This window comes from Pseudoalteromonas sp. SCSIO 43095, assembly GCF_023650455.1.
Classification (GTDB): Bacteria; Pseudomonadota; Gammaproteobacteria; order Enterobacterales; family Alteromonadaceae; genus Pseudoalteromonas; species Pseudoalteromonas tetraodonis.
Genome location: NZ_CP087995.1, coordinates 584,724 through 599,053, shown reverse-complemented (window position 1 = coordinate 599,053; position 14,330 = coordinate 584,724). Strand labels below are relative to the sequence as shown.

At 39.9% G+C, this 14,330-nt stretch carries 16 protein-coding genes and 1 pseudogene; 8 read left to right on the top strand and 9 right to left on the bottom strand.

What is annotated here, in order from left to right:
• Position 1 precedes the first annotated feature (1 nt).
• Both LOC50_RS02770 and rpoE read right to left on the bottom strand, forming a co-directional pair.
• The gene (locus LOC50_RS02770) at positions 2-616 is read right to left on the bottom strand and encodes a sigma-E factor negative regulatory protein (protein ID WP_250653579.1); all 615 of its coding nucleotides are present in this window, start codon (positions 614-616) and stop codon (positions 2-4) included.
• Position 617: 1 nt separating this feature from the next.
• The gene (gene rpoE, locus LOC50_RS02765) at positions 618-1,199 is read right to left on the bottom strand and encodes an RNA polymerase sigma factor RpoE (RefSeq protein WP_036983401.1); all 582 of its coding nucleotides are present in this window, start codon (positions 1,197-1,199) and stop codon (positions 618-620) included.
• A 245-nt stretch (positions 1,200-1,444) separates the two neighbouring features.
• Between rpoE and nadB the strand changes: the two genes are divergently transcribed.
• Positions 1,445-3,055, top strand: a complete 1,611-nt coding sequence (gene nadB / locus LOC50_RS02760; protein ID WP_036981625.1) for an L-aspartate oxidase — start codon at positions 1,445-1,447, stop codon at positions 3,053-3,055.
• Here nadB and LOC50_RS02755 read toward each other — a convergent pair.
• On the bottom strand, positions 3,030-3,386 hold the full coding sequence (locus tag LOC50_RS02755; protein WP_036981623.1) for a hypothetical protein: 357 nt from the start codon (positions 3,384-3,386) through the stop codon (positions 3,030-3,032). The two genes, nadB and LOC50_RS02755, sit on opposite strands and share 26 nt — an antisense overlap.
• A gap of 55 nt (positions 3,387-3,441) precedes the next feature.
• On the bottom strand, positions 3,442-3,693 hold the full coding sequence (locus LOC50_RS02750) for an FAD assembly factor SdhE (protein WP_250653578.1): 252 nt from the start codon (positions 3,691-3,693) through the stop codon (positions 3,442-3,444).
• 152 nt (positions 3,694-3,845) lie between these two features.
• On the opposite strand from LOC50_RS02750, the gene ygfZ reads away from it, so the two are divergent.
• Together ygfZ and LOC50_RS02740 are read left to right on the top strand one after the other, a co-directional pair.
• Positions 3,846-4,757 carry a CAF17-like 4Fe-4S cluster assembly/insertion protein YgfZ gene (gene ygfZ / locus LOC50_RS02745; RefSeq protein ID WP_250653577.1) on the top strand — a complete coding sequence of 304 codons (912 nt, stop codon included), beginning with the start codon at positions 3,846-3,848 and terminating at the stop codon, positions 4,755-4,757.
• Between the two features lie 11 nt (positions 4,758-4,768).
• Positions 4,769-5,254, top strand: coding sequence for an FKBP-type peptidyl-prolyl cis-trans isomerase (locus tag LOC50_RS02740; protein ID WP_250653576.1), 486 nt, complete (start codon positions 4,769-4,771; stop codon positions 5,252-5,254).
• A 42-nt stretch (positions 5,255-5,296) separates the two neighbouring features.
• Here LOC50_RS02740 and LOC50_RS02735 read toward each other — a convergent pair whose 3' ends face one another.
• The 3 genes from LOC50_RS02735 to LOC50_RS02725 are packed head-to-tail and all read right to left on the bottom strand — an operon-like array spanning position 5,297 to position 6,989.
• Positions 5,297-5,782 (bottom strand): hypothetical protein, encoded by a 486-nt coding sequence (locus tag LOC50_RS02735; RefSeq protein WP_013465644.1) that lies wholly within the window; start codon positions 5,780-5,782, stop codon positions 5,297-5,299.
• Between the two features lie 27 nt (positions 5,783-5,809).
• The gene (locus tag LOC50_RS02730; protein WP_013465645.1) at positions 5,810-6,622 is read right to left on the bottom strand and encodes a DUF481 domain-containing protein; all 813 of its coding nucleotides are present in this window, start codon (positions 6,620-6,622) and stop codon (positions 5,810-5,812) included.
• A gap of 46 nt (positions 6,623-6,668) precedes the next feature.
• The gene (locus LOC50_RS02725) at positions 6,669-6,989 is read right to left on the bottom strand and encodes an HI1450 family dsDNA-mimic protein (RefSeq protein WP_013465646.1); all 321 of its coding nucleotides are present in this window, start codon (positions 6,987-6,989) and stop codon (positions 6,669-6,671) included.
• 289 nt (positions 6,990-7,278) lie between these two features.
• On the opposite strand from LOC50_RS02725, the gene LOC50_RS02720 reads away from it, so the two are divergent.
• The 5 genes and pseudogenes from LOC50_RS02720 to LOC50_RS02700 form a co-directional block, all read left to right on the top strand.
• Positions 7,279-8,070: a crotonase/enoyl-CoA hydratase family protein gene (locus tag LOC50_RS02720; protein WP_036981617.1), complete on the top strand. Its 792-nt coding sequence runs from the start codon at positions 7,279-7,281 to the stop codon at positions 8,068-8,070.
• Between the two features lie 83 nt (positions 8,071-8,153).
• Positions 8,154-8,507 carry a CidA/LrgA family protein gene (locus LOC50_RS02715; RefSeq protein ID WP_013465649.1) on the top strand — a complete coding sequence of 118 codons (354 nt, stop codon included), beginning with the start codon at positions 8,154-8,156 and terminating at the stop codon, positions 8,505-8,507.
• Entirely contained in the window at positions 8,500-9,231 is a 732-nt protein-coding gene (locus tag LOC50_RS02710) for an LrgB family protein (protein WP_013465650.1), read from the top strand. Before LOC50_RS02715 ends, LOC50_RS02710 begins: the two co-directional genes overlap by 8 nt.
• Positions 9,232-9,268: 37 nt before the next feature.
• Positions 9,269-10,102: a mechanosensitive ion channel family protein gene (locus tag LOC50_RS02705; RefSeq protein ID WP_016899673.1), complete on the top strand. Its 834-nt coding sequence runs from the start codon at positions 9,269-9,271 to the stop codon at positions 10,100-10,102.
• 106 nt (positions 10,103-10,208) lie between these two features.
• Positions 10,209-10,646: pseudogene (locus LOC50_RS02700) on the top strand (GGDEF domain-containing protein); the annotation flags it as partial.
• 80 nt (positions 10,647-10,726) lie between these two features.
• On the opposite strand, the gene LOC50_RS02695 reads toward LOC50_RS02700, so the two are convergent.
• Together LOC50_RS02695 and LOC50_RS02690 are read right to left on the bottom strand one after the other, a co-directional pair.
• Positions 10,727-12,079, bottom strand: a complete 1,353-nt coding sequence (locus LOC50_RS02695) for a magnesium transporter (RefSeq protein WP_138626670.1) — start codon at positions 12,077-12,079, stop codon at positions 10,727-10,729.
• 298 nt (positions 12,080-12,377) lie between these two features.
• Positions 12,378-14,045, bottom strand: a complete 1,668-nt coding sequence (locus tag LOC50_RS02690) for a methyl-accepting chemotaxis protein (protein ID WP_076920662.1) — start codon at positions 14,043-14,045, stop codon at positions 12,378-12,380.
• Between the last annotated feature and the right edge of the window lie 285 nt (positions 14,046-14,330).

Sequence of the window (14,330 nt, the reverse complement as noted above, 5' to 3'; positions counted from 1 at the left end):
ATTAGTTTTTTTCCTCTTGCGACGTTTCATCTGTTTTCGCAGTTTTCAACGAATGAGCCACACGTGCTTGACGCTGGTGTTCAAGTACTAGAGCGCCAATACGTTGCTGTTGAAGCTCTCGTAAGCCTTGCTCTGCGTTCACTAGCGCCGGTGCTGATGAATAACTCACTGGCGATGCCATGCCGGTTAACGGCGTGGTTTGTAATAAAGGAATTTCGTTTTGCACAGCATCTTCACCTTGCGGCAAGGTGTTCACGCCAACAATAGTAAACATTGCCACGCTAGCTGCTATTGCTAACTGCGCAACCGGCTTGCGCCAATTAAACGCCACGACTTTGTTGTCGACTTCAGTGCTTACCGGCTTTGCCACACTTTCAGACTGGCTAAAGTCTGCATAAACCGGCTCACTATCAAGTGCTAATGAAATGCGATCACTAATATCAAAATCCATATTTTTGTTGTTTTCTTTAGCTCGCATTGCATCACCGATTAACGCGTAACGGCCAAATGTAGCTACATCAGCAGATGCAATCTCGGCATCATTTAATGCTTGCTCACCGTCAAGTAATGCTGATAACGATTCGTTATCTAAGCGGTTAACGTGTGCTTTTGTCATACTAAGACTCGCCTATTAATGGGTTTAATTTGTTATCAATTGCTTCACGGGCACGAAAAATACGCGAACGCACCGTCCCGACTGGGCAATCCATCACCACGGCTATTTCTTCATAGCTCATCCCCTCAATTTCTCTAAGGGTAATCGCGGTTTTAAGCTCTTCAGGCAAACTATCAATCGTATTAAAAATAACAGCGCGTACTTCTTCGCTTAATAGTAAATTTTCAGGTGATGCGTTTGAACGCATTGAATCAGCCCCCTCATAAAACTCGGCATCGTCAGCATCTATATCATTTGCTGGCGGTTTACGCCCTTGAGCCACTAAGTAATTTTTAGCACAATTAACGGCGATACGGTAAAGCCAAGTATAAAAAGCACTGTCACCACGAAAATTAGGAAGGGCACGATACGCTTTAATAAACGCCTCTTGTGCTACATCAGCAATGTCACCCTTATTTGATACATAACGTGAGATCAAACCGGCAATCTTGTTCTGATACTTCTTAACTAATAGGTTAAAGGCGTTTTTATCTCCCTGCTGAACCCTTTTCACTAACGCTAAATCTAATTCCTGCTCGCTCATTCGAGCCGGTACTCCTCTGATTGATTCTTGCTTATTATTCATAGTGTCGCCATTGTTCACACCTACTCTGACCCTTAGATGAATAAAAAGTTCTGCTTCATATTGTTTTTTTATAAAATAGCTAAAAAATTACGTATTTATACGCTAAAACCACTTCGTGGTAGTGCTACAAATATGGTACAACTATAAGTATTAAAAATAAATATTGCTCTATCTGAGCATTGTAACCGCAAAGTACCTCACAGATGAACCAAAATAAACATCACATTACCGATGTCGCTATTATTGGTAGCGGCGCAGCAGGCTTATCACTTGCTTTATCTTTGGCTAATTACTGTAACGTTACCGTAATTAGTAAAGGTGAATTAACCGAAGGTTCTACTCTTTATGCCCAAGGCGGAATTGCCGCTGTTTTTGATAAAAAAAATGACAGTATAGAGTCTCACGTTGAAGATACCTTAGACGCCGGTGGCGGTTTATGCGATAGAGAGGCGGTTCATTACACTGCCAGCAATGCTCATGACTGCCTGCAATGGCTGATTGACCAAGGCGTGCCTTTTGATATGGAGTTTGATAGCAAAGGTAAAGAGCGCTTTCATTTAACTCGTGAAGGCGGGCATAGCCACCGACGCATTTTGCATGCAGCCGATGCCACAGGCAAAGCTGTGCAAACAACCTTGATTAGCCAAGTTCAAGCACACAGCAATATCACCTTGTTAGAGCATTACAATGCGATTGATTTAATTACCGATAAAAGTATTGGCAAAATGGGTTCACATGTTCATGGCATGTATGTGTGGAATAAAAAAGCCAAAAAAGTAGAAACAATTGGCGCAAAATTTGTTGCCCTAGCAACGGGTGGCGCAAGTAAAGTATACCTTTATACCTCTAACCCTGATGTTTCTAGCGGTGATGGTATTGCCATGGCATGGCGTGCAGGGTGTCGCGTTGCTAATATGGAATTTAATCAATTTCATCCAACCAGTCTTTATCACCCTGAATTGCAAAACTTTTTAATTACCGAAGCAATGCGTGGTGAGGGAGCCTATTTAAAACGCCCAGATGGCACGCGATTCATGAAAGAGTTTGATGAGCGAGAAGAACTCGCCCCGCGCGATATAGTCGCGCGCGCTATCGATTTTGAAATGAAGCGCCTTGGTGCAAATTGCTTATATTTAGATATTAGCCACAAAGACAAAGATTTTATTATTGAACACTTCCCAACGATTTACGCCAAATGTTTAAGCGTAGGGCTTGATATCACCAAGGAGGCAATCCCTGTCGTTCCCGCAGCACATTATACCTGTGGCGGCGTTATGACCGACTTTAATGGCAAAACCGACTTAGCTAATTTATACGCTGTGGGTGAAGTGGCTTACACTGGGCTGCACGGTGCTAACCGTATGGCAAGTAACTCATTATTAGAGTGCGTTGTATTTGCCCATGCTGCAGCAAAAGACATTTTGAGTAAAATAAAGACCGCTCCTGCACTGGTTGATTTACCTAGTTGGGATGAAAGCCGCGTATCTAACTCAGATGAAGAAATCGTGATCACCCATAACTGGCATGAGCTGCGATTATTTATGTGGGACTATGTTGGGATTGTGCGCTCAACCAAACGACTTGAACGCGCGCTTCATCGTGTTGAACTATTACAGCAAGAAATCCACGATTACTACGCGAACTTTAGAGTGAGTAATAACTTGCTTGAGTTACGTAACTTAGTTCAAGTAGCTGAGCTTATAATTAGAAGTGCTATGGAACGTAAAGAAAGTCGCGGACTGCACTTTACCATTGACTACCCAGGGCAAAACGAAAATCCAACGCCCACTATTTTGACTCCAAAGCGCAATTAATTGCCGCAAGTGTTGCGCGTTTTAAACGCGCGTAGCTTTGCTCATCAACACTATTGGCTGAGATAATCAGCCAATAGTTTTCACTAAGGCCATTAATATACAACCACACACTGCGACCAAGTAATCGGCTTTGCTTACCAATAACCCCTTGAATTAGCAGCTTTTCACTCTCAAAACGAAATTGATTTGGCTCTAATAATATAACGCCCTGCTCTGGCTGAGCAGCCACGATTTTTCGCCAAACGATAATGCCAGCAACGATATTAAGTGCAATGCAAAAAAGAGTTGCCAAAATAGAAGTGGTAAATAAGCATAATATTAAAGTTAGCACACAAAAAAAGACCACAATCTGTTTGTGGTCTGTCTTATTATTTGTAACGATAAACCTATACACGAACTCGGTCTAAAATTAGCTCAACCATACTGTTTAGCTCAACGTCTTTACATTTTTCATGGCCCATAAACCAAGCAAATAAATCTGGGTCTTCTTGTGTTAATAAGCGCTGAAAAGTCGCCTGCTGTTTAGCATTCAACGAATCATAAGCTTCTTCAACAAACGGCATAAACAAAACATCTAGTTCTAACATGCCACGGCGGCAAGCCCAACGGATACGTGCTTTACTATGTATTTCAACCATCTTAAACCTCATATTTAATTAATTCGAGTTTAACAAATGCACGTTAATTTAACAGCACTAAATTATAAAAAAACAACGCTTGTTGGTGGCTGTACCATCGGCTTTAACTACGTTATTATGTGGTTTCATTTGTTATTGCAAAGAAGGTGTTTATGTCTCTGGTTTATGCATGTCCTTTATCACATCAGGTTATTAGCCTCTCAGGCACAGATAAATTATCTTACCTACACGGACAAATCACTCAAGATCTCAATAAAATCAACAACAACAACTTTTTGTGGACAGGTCACTGTAACGCAAAAGGTAAGCTGTGGGGTGTATTTAAGCTATTTTCTTACCAGCAAAACTATTATTTAACCGGATCAAGTGCTGAAGTAGAACGCTCACTGGCTGAGTTAAAAAAATACGCTGTATTTGCAAAAGTTGAAATTAATAAAGCCCCAGAGCGATTAATTGGTTTATTAGGTGATGACCTAACTGATTTGCTTACGCAACTTGATATTCACTTTAGTGACGATGCCACAGCATGCGACTTTGCTAACGGCAAAGCCCTTAAACTTGCGCCAAACCGCGTTTTACTTATGGTTGATAGCCAATTTTGCTTACCTGATGAAGTATCTACCCTCGACAACGACGCTATGTGGCAACAGGGCTCACTGCTAGCTGGTGAGCCTCAGTTAAGCGTTGATGCAATTGATGAATATGTGCCGCAAATGGTTAACCTTCAAGCCATCAATGGCATCAGTTTTAAAAAGGGTTGCTACACCGGCCAAGAAACCGTCGCACGTATGAAATACTTAGGTAAAAATAAACGTGCCATGTATATCGTTACAGGGCAAAGTGAAGGATTGCTCGATGCACCCGATATCGAAACCCAGTTAGGTGAAAACTGGCGCCGCGCGGGCAAACTTATTGCGCAAAGTTTTAATGAAAAAACACACACTTTAACTGGCTTAGTTGTGTTGCCAAACGATACTGACACCGCTCAGGTTCTTCGTGCAAAACATACCCCTTCGGTAGAGCTAAACATTCTGCCTCTACCTTACTCTCTTGAAGATGAATAATAGGAATGACTATGATCGTTGCAGCAAATAAAGTGGTAAAAATGCATTACTCTGTACTAGATAATGATGGCAATACCATTGATAACTCATTTGGCGGTGAGCCATTAATTTTTATCGTTGGTACGGGTTACCTGATCTCAGGACTTGAAAACGCGCTGCAAGGCAAACAAGCTGGCGATACGCTAAGTATAAAAGTTGAACCTGAAGAAGGTTACGGTGAGCGTCATGATCACCTAATGCAAGCAGTGCCAAAATCAATGTTTGAAGGCATGGACATTGAAGTGGGCATGCAATTTCGTGCAACCACCGATGACGGCGACCAGTCAGTCATGATCATCGATATTCAAGACGAAGAAGTGATTGTTGATGGTAACAACCCACTCGCTGGTATTACGCTCAATTTTGATGTAGAGATTTTAGAAGTACGCGATGCAACGGCTGAAGAGCTTGAACATGGCCATGTACATGGTGAAGGCGGTTGTGGTCACGACCACTAAACCCTAATCCAGTAATAAAAAAAGCGCCTCAGGCGCTTTTTTTTATAGCATATTATTATGCGTACGTAATTTAACTTGAGGCTCTGCTGCAGGTGCTTCGCCAGGGGTTATTTTATCTTCAAGCGCAGCAACTAATCCTGCTTGGTCATTAGTGCCTAAGCGGTATTGGCTGCCATCTTTAAGCGTTAATTGCACGGCACTAAAGCCTGATACTGAATAAATCCAACCATCATGCGTAATGCGGATACCAATACCGTGACGGTAAGAGTTTTGTACTGCTTTTACGTCAACTATGTCCTCTAGTGCTAATTTTTGACCCGCAACGCCTGGACCAAATGCCCAGCTAATATGGGCTTCATCAACTTTAATGGTTAAACCATGAAATAAAAAACCCACCAGCAATAAAATACCTGCAAATACCATTAACGGCACATCGGCACCCATTAAATTCCATGCAAGTGCAACAAACCCACCTATCCATGCCAATACTACAAATATAAATACCGCATACTGCTTATGCTGATACATAACACTCTCAATTAAAAAGTTAAAAAATTAAAAACTGTATACTAACGTTGCGCTGAGCTCTGAATCATATTTAAGCTTATCTTCTTCAGGCTTAGAGTTATAACGGTACATATAAGCAAACTTGAGCGATACAGCCCCAACCACTTGGCTAATTAAGGCCGTTTCTGACTTTAACCGTGAGTTAAGCCCAGATAAAGACTGCTCTATACTAATGTCTTGATTAAATCGAGTACGCTTAGATACCAACCTCTCCCATTGCATGGCAATACGTAACAAGTAACCCATTTTGTCTTTATCGTCTTCGCTTATTGTCGACTCATCATCAGCAACGGAGCGATATAAACCAGGGCCAATATCTATATCTACTTTGTTTTTAACCCCTTGATAAATACGTGCACCATAGCCGGTCGCCACCGTACTTTTAAAATCAAGACCGCTAAATTCATCCTCTTCATAATCGCCATAAATAAAGAAAGACGAATTTTTAACGCCTACCTTGTAGTTACCCTGCGCAGAAACAAACACGCGATTAGCCGTAACATCCGACTGGCCCGTTTCTTCATTTTCGTCACGTTTGTATAAGGAATCTATTTTGAATTGATTACGCCAGTTTTCAAAATCTTGGTAAAGATTACCTTTGAGTTTAAAACTGGTTGAGTTGGTATTACCTTTACTTAAAATAAAACCAAACTCGGTATCACCATAAAGTACTTCGCCTTTGTGTAGCTCATGAATTTCTTCATCGGAGAGCTCCCCATATTGATGAAAATCTTCAAAGGGATCCACTGCCCAGCTGTAGGAGCTAAATAATAAAAGCAGTAATACAACGTACTTTCGCAAAATACATTCTCTTGCAAATGGTAATAATGAAAAGGGGCCGAAAAAGTTATTCACTTTCTTTCCATAAAATATGGCAAAAAGGCGCGTCTTTATCACGGCTAATTAAAATTTTCGCAAATAAGACGTCTTCGTTATCAAACTCGAGGCCCACTAATACTTGAATAAAATGCTCAGGCTCTATTTCTAGTGCAACAAAATCTTGCCACTGTTCATCGGGCTCATCTTCTTCAATAAAGCCAAGTTCTTCACGATGCAGGTTAAATTCTTCAACATCTTTATCACTCAGGTTGTTGGGAGCCAGCTCCAAAAAAATATCATAAGCTTGATGGGTTGCTTCTTCTACCGTAAATAAACGTGGACCTGACATAAGTGGTTAACCTCTGAGCTTTTAAGTTGGCGCCATAATATCAAAAGTTGTTAGTGTTTTGATAAAAAAACACGTTAAATACTGACTTTTTTACTTTTACCTAATACTTATAGATATTAATGGATTGGTTAGCATTAGGGTCTGCTAGCCTTTCAAGATTAAATCTGCCTTGAAAGATAAAAGACCGCAATTGCATTAAAAAATTCACTTTGTTTTTTATTCATCTTCACCCACTTTACTTAGCACGAATAAAAACATAAGCTCAAATAACAGGTCAGAGGAGTGCGATATGATAAAACTAGAAAAAAAACAGGGCATTGCCACCGTCACATTAAATCGAGTAGAAAAACAAAATGCCTTAAGCTTTACTATGTTTATTGAGCTTAACAAGGTGATTAAAAATATTAAAAAAGATGCAAGTATTCGTGCGGTTGTATTAACCGGTAAAGGCGAACACTTTTGCGCAGGGCTTGATATTAACGCGGTTATGGCCTCGCCAATGAATATTATAAAACTCCTATTTAAATGGCTTCCTGGTAATCAAAATTTAGCGCAAAAAGTAGTACTTGGTTGGCAATCGTTGAGTGTGCCTGTTATTGCCAAAATAAACGGAAATTGCCTTGGGGGTGGATTGCAAATAGCACTGGGTGCCGATTACCGGATTGTTCACCACGATGCCAAACTCGCCATTATGGAAGCGCGCTGGGGGTTATGCCCAGATATGGGCGCTAATGTTATGCTTTCAGGCTTAGTAAAACGCGACCAAGCGCTTTGGTTAGCAAGTCACGCAAATCCAATAAACGCACAACATGCTTTTGAACTAGGTTTAGTAACCAAAACAACCGACGATACAGATAAAGCAACTAAAGAGATGCTTGATACACTGCTAGCGCGCTCACCTGACACATTAGCTGCAATAAAGCGTGTAACTCAACAAAGCTATAAAGCCCCTGTTCGAAAAATACTCGCTAAAGAAACATGGAGCCAAATTCGCTTACTGATCAACCCTAATACTAAAAAAGCCATTGCTAAAGCTAAAGGGAAAGCTGATATTGAGTTTACAAACGCCAAGCGCTGGTAACATTGATGGTAATACTAAGGCACAATGCATATAACAGCATTATTTGTTAAAGTTAGGCTCTTCTATTCTAGTGAGCCAAATTAATGAAATACCTACTAAGTAGCGCAATTATTTTATTGTGCTTAGCAACAAGCAAATTCATTATGCATCTTCTTGATGCGAGTTTCCCTGCTCCTCTACTCGCCATGGTTTTGCTGCTAACGTTACTGTTATTAGGCATAGTTAAAGAACATCAACTCGCCCCCTGTGCATCACCTATTTTGAATGTAATGCCTATTTTCTTTATTCCTGCAGGCGTCGGTTTTATAGAACATTTAGGGCTAATTAAATCACATTGGCCTTTCTTAACTGCGGTCATCTTATTAGTCCCACTCAGTAGTTTAATCTTAGTGGCAAGCCTAGTGGGCTATTTTAAAGGTAGAGCTAATAATGACTAACTTAACCACTAGCATAAACCCCAGCCTATGGTGGTTAACCGTGCCATTTATTATTATTCTCTTTATTGCGCTAAGAGCGGTTAATCTTAAGATAAACCAGAGTATTTTAAAGTCATTAACCAACCCTGTTTTTTTAAGCATTGGCATTATTGCCCTACTGTTAGTCAACCTTAAATTACCCTATTCACAATTTGCCTCACATAGTCAGTTACTAAGTTGGCTATTAGAGCCGGCCATTGTTGCTTTAGCCTTGCCGCTTTATCAGCAATTTATGCACGTACGTAAAAACTTACTATTAATTGTCGCTACTTGCAGTATAGGTATTGTTAACGCCACACTAGTGGCTTTTGTATTAAGTATTTTATTTGCTGTGCCCTCACAATTGAGCGCCTCTGTTGCGGCACTCAGTGTAACAACCCCTATCACACTGCTGGTTACTGACTCATTGGGAGGAATTAGCTCACTTGCCGCTGCCATGGTTATTTTTATTGGTTTATTGGGGGCTTTGTTTGGCTTTATATTGCTCAAATTAGTTAAGATTTATAACTTTGAGGCACAAGGAATTGCAATCGGTACCGCGTGCCATGCAATTGGTACGGCGGCAGCTATTGCCGAACACCCAAAAATAGGCGCATTTTCATCAGTGGCTATGGCACTCAGTGCATTATTAACCGCAGTGATAGTACCACTATTATATCCAATTTTAGTTAATACTTTGTTATAGTAAGCGGATAACAGTATCGCTAAAAATAGAGCCCAGCATGATCAGTTCCGAAATTCAGCAATTTGAAAAGTACTACGCCCTACTTACCGAGTATTTAGTTACCTACAGTATGCAAATAGTGGGCGCTATTTTTATTCTACTCGTTGGCCTGTGGGTCGCTAAAAAGCTCGCCGAAGTTGTCGCAAACTTAATGACCCGCCATAACATTGATATCACCCTGACTAATTTTGTCAGTAATGTTGTAAAAGTACTGCTGATCATTATGGTGATCATTATTGCGCTTGGTAAAATTGGCATTAGTGTAACCCCATTTGTAGCTGCAATAGGTGCCGCCTCATTAGGCGCAGGCTTAGCGTTACAAGGTATGCTTTCTAATTATGGCGCGGGGCTTGCTATTATTGCTACGCGGCCATTTGTGGTTGGCGATACCATAGAAGTAAAAGGCGTTAGTGGCCAAGTAAAAGTAATTGAGCTGGGGCACACCATATTAATTAATGAAGAAAAAGTAGAAATAACCATTCCTAACAAGCATATTGTTGGCGAAATTCTGCATAACTCATTTAATTATTCATTGGTAAAAGGTGAAATAGACATAGCCTACAGTGCCTGTAGTGATACTGCGATAAGCCTTATTGAAAACGTATTAGTCAATCACGAACTCGTAGCTAAACACCCTAATGCACAAATTGGTATAGAACGTTTTGCTGATAGCGGCGTCACCATTAGTTATCGTTATTGGGTGCCCACCACTAAAATTATTGAAACTAAACTCGCTATAAATGGCGGTGTGTATAAAGCGATTAACGATGCCAATATTGAAATTCCGTTTCCACAACGCATTGTTACGCTTAATAAAAGCGACCTAAAATAAATAAAAACCTTAATATGATTTTAAATCATATTAAATTAATTAAGCGTGCTTACAAATAAAATAATAACGAGTCCTTATGCATCGATCACCTTTTTATTTAGGCGACTGGCAAGAAAGTATTCAAAGCAAACAACCTCTAACCAGCATATTGATTGATGTAGATCACTTTAAAAAATTCAACGACACCTATGGGCATATTAAAGGTGATAAATGCTTACAAAAAATTGCAAAAATGCTTTTGCATTGTATTCCGTCAAGAGAGTGTTTGGCTGCGAGATATGGCGGTGAGGAGTTTGCTATTATTTTACCGCGTTGCGATATAAAAAGTGCAACGATTGTTGCCAAGCATGTACAACAACAAATTAATGCGATGACATTTACAGATATAGGCCTACCACCAGAGGTTAAAGTTAGTGTGAGCCAAGGGATTGCCTGTGAACATAATAGTCAATATCGCACCTACGAGGCGCTGTTGTGCGCCGCAGACACAGCCTTGTACCGCGCAAAAACCGAAGGTAGAAATAAAACAAGTACTGTTGTTTAAAACATTCTAACGGGCTTGTAATGCTATTATTTTATATATTACTAAACGCCACTCCATGGAACTGGCGTTTAGCTTAAAAATTAGAGTAATAACAAACTACCTAACCCTAAAAAGGTTACAAAGCCGATAATATCAGTGACTGTGGTTAAAATCACTGAACCCGACAACGCAGGGTCAATTTTCATTTTATCTAAAATAGAGGGGATCACTACGCCCGCCAACGATGCAGCCACTAAATTCAGCAGTATTGCCACGGTAATGGTTATACTAAGCATAATATCGTTAAACCATACAAAGGTTAGCAAACCAATTACTAAAGCCCACACCAAGCCATTTACCGCCCCTACTCGCAGCTCTTTTTTAAGTAATGCGTTTCGGTTTGAGTCAGTAACCTGACCCAGAGCCAGTCCTCGTACAATAACCGTTAAGGTTTGGCTACCGGCAATACCGCCCATTGATGCCACTACAGGCATTAATACCGCAAGTGCCACCACTTGCTCTATAGTTGCGCCAAACAAACCGATAAACCACGAGGCTAAAAATGCTGTTGCTAAGTTTATACCTAACCAAATACCACGGTTTTTAGCACTTTTACGAACACTGGCAAATAAGTCTTCGTCTTCTCGTAAACCACCGGCCTTTGCTGCCGCTTCGTCGGCTATTTCTTGACGTAACTCATAAGCTGATGCAATGGTTAAACGCCCTATTAATTTGTTATCGGCATTAACCACGGGCATGGCCATTTTCTCGCTATGAATAACCACTTCAGCGGCTTCATATAAATCATGGTCTGCGTGCAATGAGGTAAAGTCATGATTAGCTAGCGTCATTAAACTCTCGTTATCATGCGCTTTTATCAGATCATTAACCGCAACTTCACCGATTAAGCTACCTTTACGGCTCACCAAATAAATAACTTCGCTGTATTGCGGTAAGCCTTTGTGTAGCAGCTTTTTAGCGCCACCCGCAGTGAGTTTGTCTGACACCTTTAAAAAATCAAACCCAATCCAGTGACCTAATTGCTCTGGCGTATATTGCTGAGCCAGTTCGTATTGCTTAGTTTGTGCTTCATCGAGTTGTTTTTTAGCGTAATCAATAAAACGTTGTGGAATAACTTCTTCTAACTCAAGTAGCTCTTCAACATTTACTTCGTCTAATAATTTAAATCCGGCACTGTCATCTAGTGTTTGTAGTAACCATAAACAGCTATCTTCACTTAAATTAACAAAAATTTCGTGCTGCGTGTCTTCATCTAATAAATGCCAAATTTCGAGACGCTGCTCTTTAGGGATCGCCTCAAACAATAAAGATAAGTGCTCAGTTGATAAAGTTTGCTGAGCATCTATTAGTAATTTATTTTTGCGCTCAGTGGTATCACACTGCAATAAGTCATTTATGAGTTGTGGTAACTGATCAACCGGATACTCTATCATTTAAAAACCCTAAAATAGTCGTTTCACTATAAATTTACTGTAATAAGTAAGTACTTATTAATGAGATTAGCTAGGATCTGTTTGTCTTTCGAGGTTGAACACATTTCAATCCAAAAGGTCAACAGACCCTTATAGTGTACATTAGTCGCTAATAAAAATATTAAAAAAATCGCTGTGCTGTTAAATATTTATAGATGTAGCAGGCTATAAACTATTGCGCTTTAGCTAAAAATAAAGCAAAAAAAGCCGTAACTAAATAAGTCACGGCTTCTAAAAGCAATTAATAGCTAAATGTTATTTATATTTTAAACTGACCGACTAAATCACCTAAGTTTTGACCTCGTCCCGCTAAGTGCTGACTTACCGAAGAGGTCGTTTTACTCGATTGCGTTAATTCATTCACAATTTCTTGAATTGCATAAACGTTACGGTTTATCTCTTCTGTAACGCTACTTTGCTCAGTAGCTGCGGTGGCAATTTGTGTACTCATATCGTTAATTGTTGTTACCGATGTAGTAACCGCACCTAAACTTTCAGATATAGCGCGTGAAGACTCTACAGAGCGGTTACAGCTTTGTTGACTCGCTTGCATGGCTCCTACAGCCGCAGTAACTAAGTTATGTAATTCGCTAAGCATTTCATTAATTTCTAATGTGCTATCTTGAGTTCTGCTCGCTAAACTTCTAACTTCATCAGCCACCACCGCAAACCCACGACCTTGCTCACCTGCGCGTGCCGCTTCAATTGCCGCATTTAATGCCAGTAAGTTAGTTTGCTCAGCAATACCCCCAATGACACTCAATACGCTATTAATCTTTTTAGATTGTTCACTTAACGAGTTAACCTGCTCTGCGGCTTGGTTAATTTCGCCCATTAAGTTTGAAACTTCACTCAATGAAACATCCACACAATCTTGCGCATTAGCCACTTCTTTTGTTGCCGCCTGCGTTGATATCGCAACTTGTGTGGTATTTTGCGCAACTTCATGTGAGGTTGCTGACATTTCGGTAATCGCCGTTGCCACTAAATCGGTTTCATGGTTATGCTTTAATAACTTGTCTTCTATCAGTAATGTTTGCGTATTAATATCTGAGGAGGCTGTTTTAACGTCACTTGTTACATCAACCACACCGGCAATAATACTGTGTAGCTTGCTCACAAATACATTGAAAGATTCACCTAACTGACCAATTTCATCATGGGTATCTATTTCTAAGCGTCGGGTTAAATCCCCCTCCCCTTTAGCAATATCATCTAAGCTTTGCACCATACGTTTGATCGGTTTTAGCATATTGTTAGAAGCATACAACGCACCGGCTGCTGCTAAACCAAGAAGCAGAAGTGATATTAAAACCAAAGTGGTCATTTTTTCGCTTAAATGGCGCTCCATAGTTGCTTGATACTTTACCAGCTCAGCTTCAATATCATCCATATAAGTGCCAGTTCCAATCATCCAATTAGTACCTGGGATCATGGCAGCATAGCCAATTTTTTCGACTAAGCCTGTGGTATTGGGCTTTTGAAAATGATAAGTAAACGAGCCACCGCCCTTACGCGCTTGTTCAAGTAGGCCAACCACTATTTTTTTACCGTTTGGGTCGGTCATCCCTATTTTATTTTGACCTTCTATTGCATCACCCAGTAATGCATGAAAAACACTAATACCATCGGTATCATAAATAAAGTAGTAACCATCTTCGCCAAAAGTTAAATCTCGCAACGCATTTTTTGCGTCTTGTTCATTACCTTGTGCTAATTGGTATTGCACTATTTGAGAACCAATTTCTACTTCTGTTTTTAATAGAGTCTGTTTATCAGCAATTAATTTAGTTTTGAACTCATTAAAGTTTTGCTGTTGATTCTGCTTCTCTAAATAATAAGAGCCCGCCATAAAACTGATTAGTAATACTATCAATGGTAAAACAGCCAACAATAGCAATTTGTTTTTTAAGCTTAAATTACCCATTATTTCTCCAATTAACATTATAAGCCATTAAGCTTTTTATTTTGCAGCCGCTTAGCAGCTAAGTTTCCATTGTTTATATTACTGACAACAGCGCCACACTTGTATACAAATTAAGCACAAACAGAGTTAATTCGCAATTTAATATACTCGTATGCTAGTAAAGCACACTAGAAACAACTTTTTAACTAGGCAATAGTATAAATATAGTAATAAACAACTGATTTAGTTCCTTGTTTTAAATCCCTACTAGAACACAATTTGTTAAACTTACTCAAAGCTAAATTA

What these genes read in the sequence shown, in the direction of transcription:
- LOC50_RS02770 (WP_250653579.1), bottom strand. Translation starts at nt 616, where the DNA reads ATGACAAAAGCACACGTTAACCGCTTAGATAACGAATCGTTATCAGCA.
- rpoE (WP_036983401.1), bottom strand. Translation starts at nt 1,199, where the DNA reads ATGAGCGAGCAGGAATTAGATTTAGCGTTAGTGAAAAGGGTTCAGCAG.
- LOC50_RS02695 (WP_138626670.1), bottom strand. Translation starts at nt 12,079, where the DNA reads ATGATAGAGTATCCGGTTGATCAGTTACCACAACTCATAAATGACTTA.
- LOC50_RS02715 (WP_013465649.1), top strand. Translation starts at nt 8,154, where the DNA reads ATGAAATACCTACTAAGTAGCGCAATTATTTTATTGTGCTTAGCAACA.
- LOC50_RS02740 (WP_250653576.1), top strand. Translation starts at nt 4,769, where the DNA reads ATGATCGTTGCAGCAAATAAAGTGGTAAAAATGCATTACTCTGTACTA.
- LOC50_RS02705 (WP_016899673.1), top strand. Translation starts at nt 9,269, where the DNA reads ATGATCAGTTCCGAAATTCAGCAATTTGAAAAGTACTACGCCCTACTT.
- LOC50_RS02710 (WP_013465650.1), top strand. Translation starts at nt 8,500, where the DNA reads ATGACTAACTTAACCACTAGCATAAACCCCAGCCTATGGTGGTTAACC.
- LOC50_RS02725 (WP_013465646.1), bottom strand. Translation starts at nt 6,989, where the DNA reads ATGTCAGGTCCACGTTTATTTACGGTAGAAGAAGCAACCCATCAAGCT.
- nadB (WP_036981625.1), top strand. Translation starts at nt 1,445, where the DNA reads ATGAACCAAAATAAACATCACATTACCGATGTCGCTATTATTGGTAGC.
- LOC50_RS02690 (WP_076920662.1), bottom strand. Translation starts at nt 14,045, where the DNA reads ATGGGTAATTTAAGCTTAAAAAACAAATTGCTATTGTTGGCTGTTTTA.
- LOC50_RS02735 (WP_013465644.1), bottom strand. Translation starts at nt 5,782, where the DNA reads ATGTATCAGCATAAGCAGTATGCGGTATTTATATTTGTAGTATTGGCA.
- LOC50_RS02720 (WP_036981617.1), top strand. Translation starts at nt 7,279, where the DNA reads ATGATAAAACTAGAAAAAAAACAGGGCATTGCCACCGTCACATTAAAT.
- LOC50_RS02750 (WP_250653578.1), bottom strand. Translation starts at nt 3,693, where the DNA reads ATGGTTGAAATACATAGTAAAGCACGTATCCGTTGGGCTTGCCGCCGT.
- ygfZ (WP_250653577.1), top strand. Translation starts at nt 3,846, where the DNA reads ATGTCTCTGGTTTATGCATGTCCTTTATCACATCAGGTTATTAGCCTC.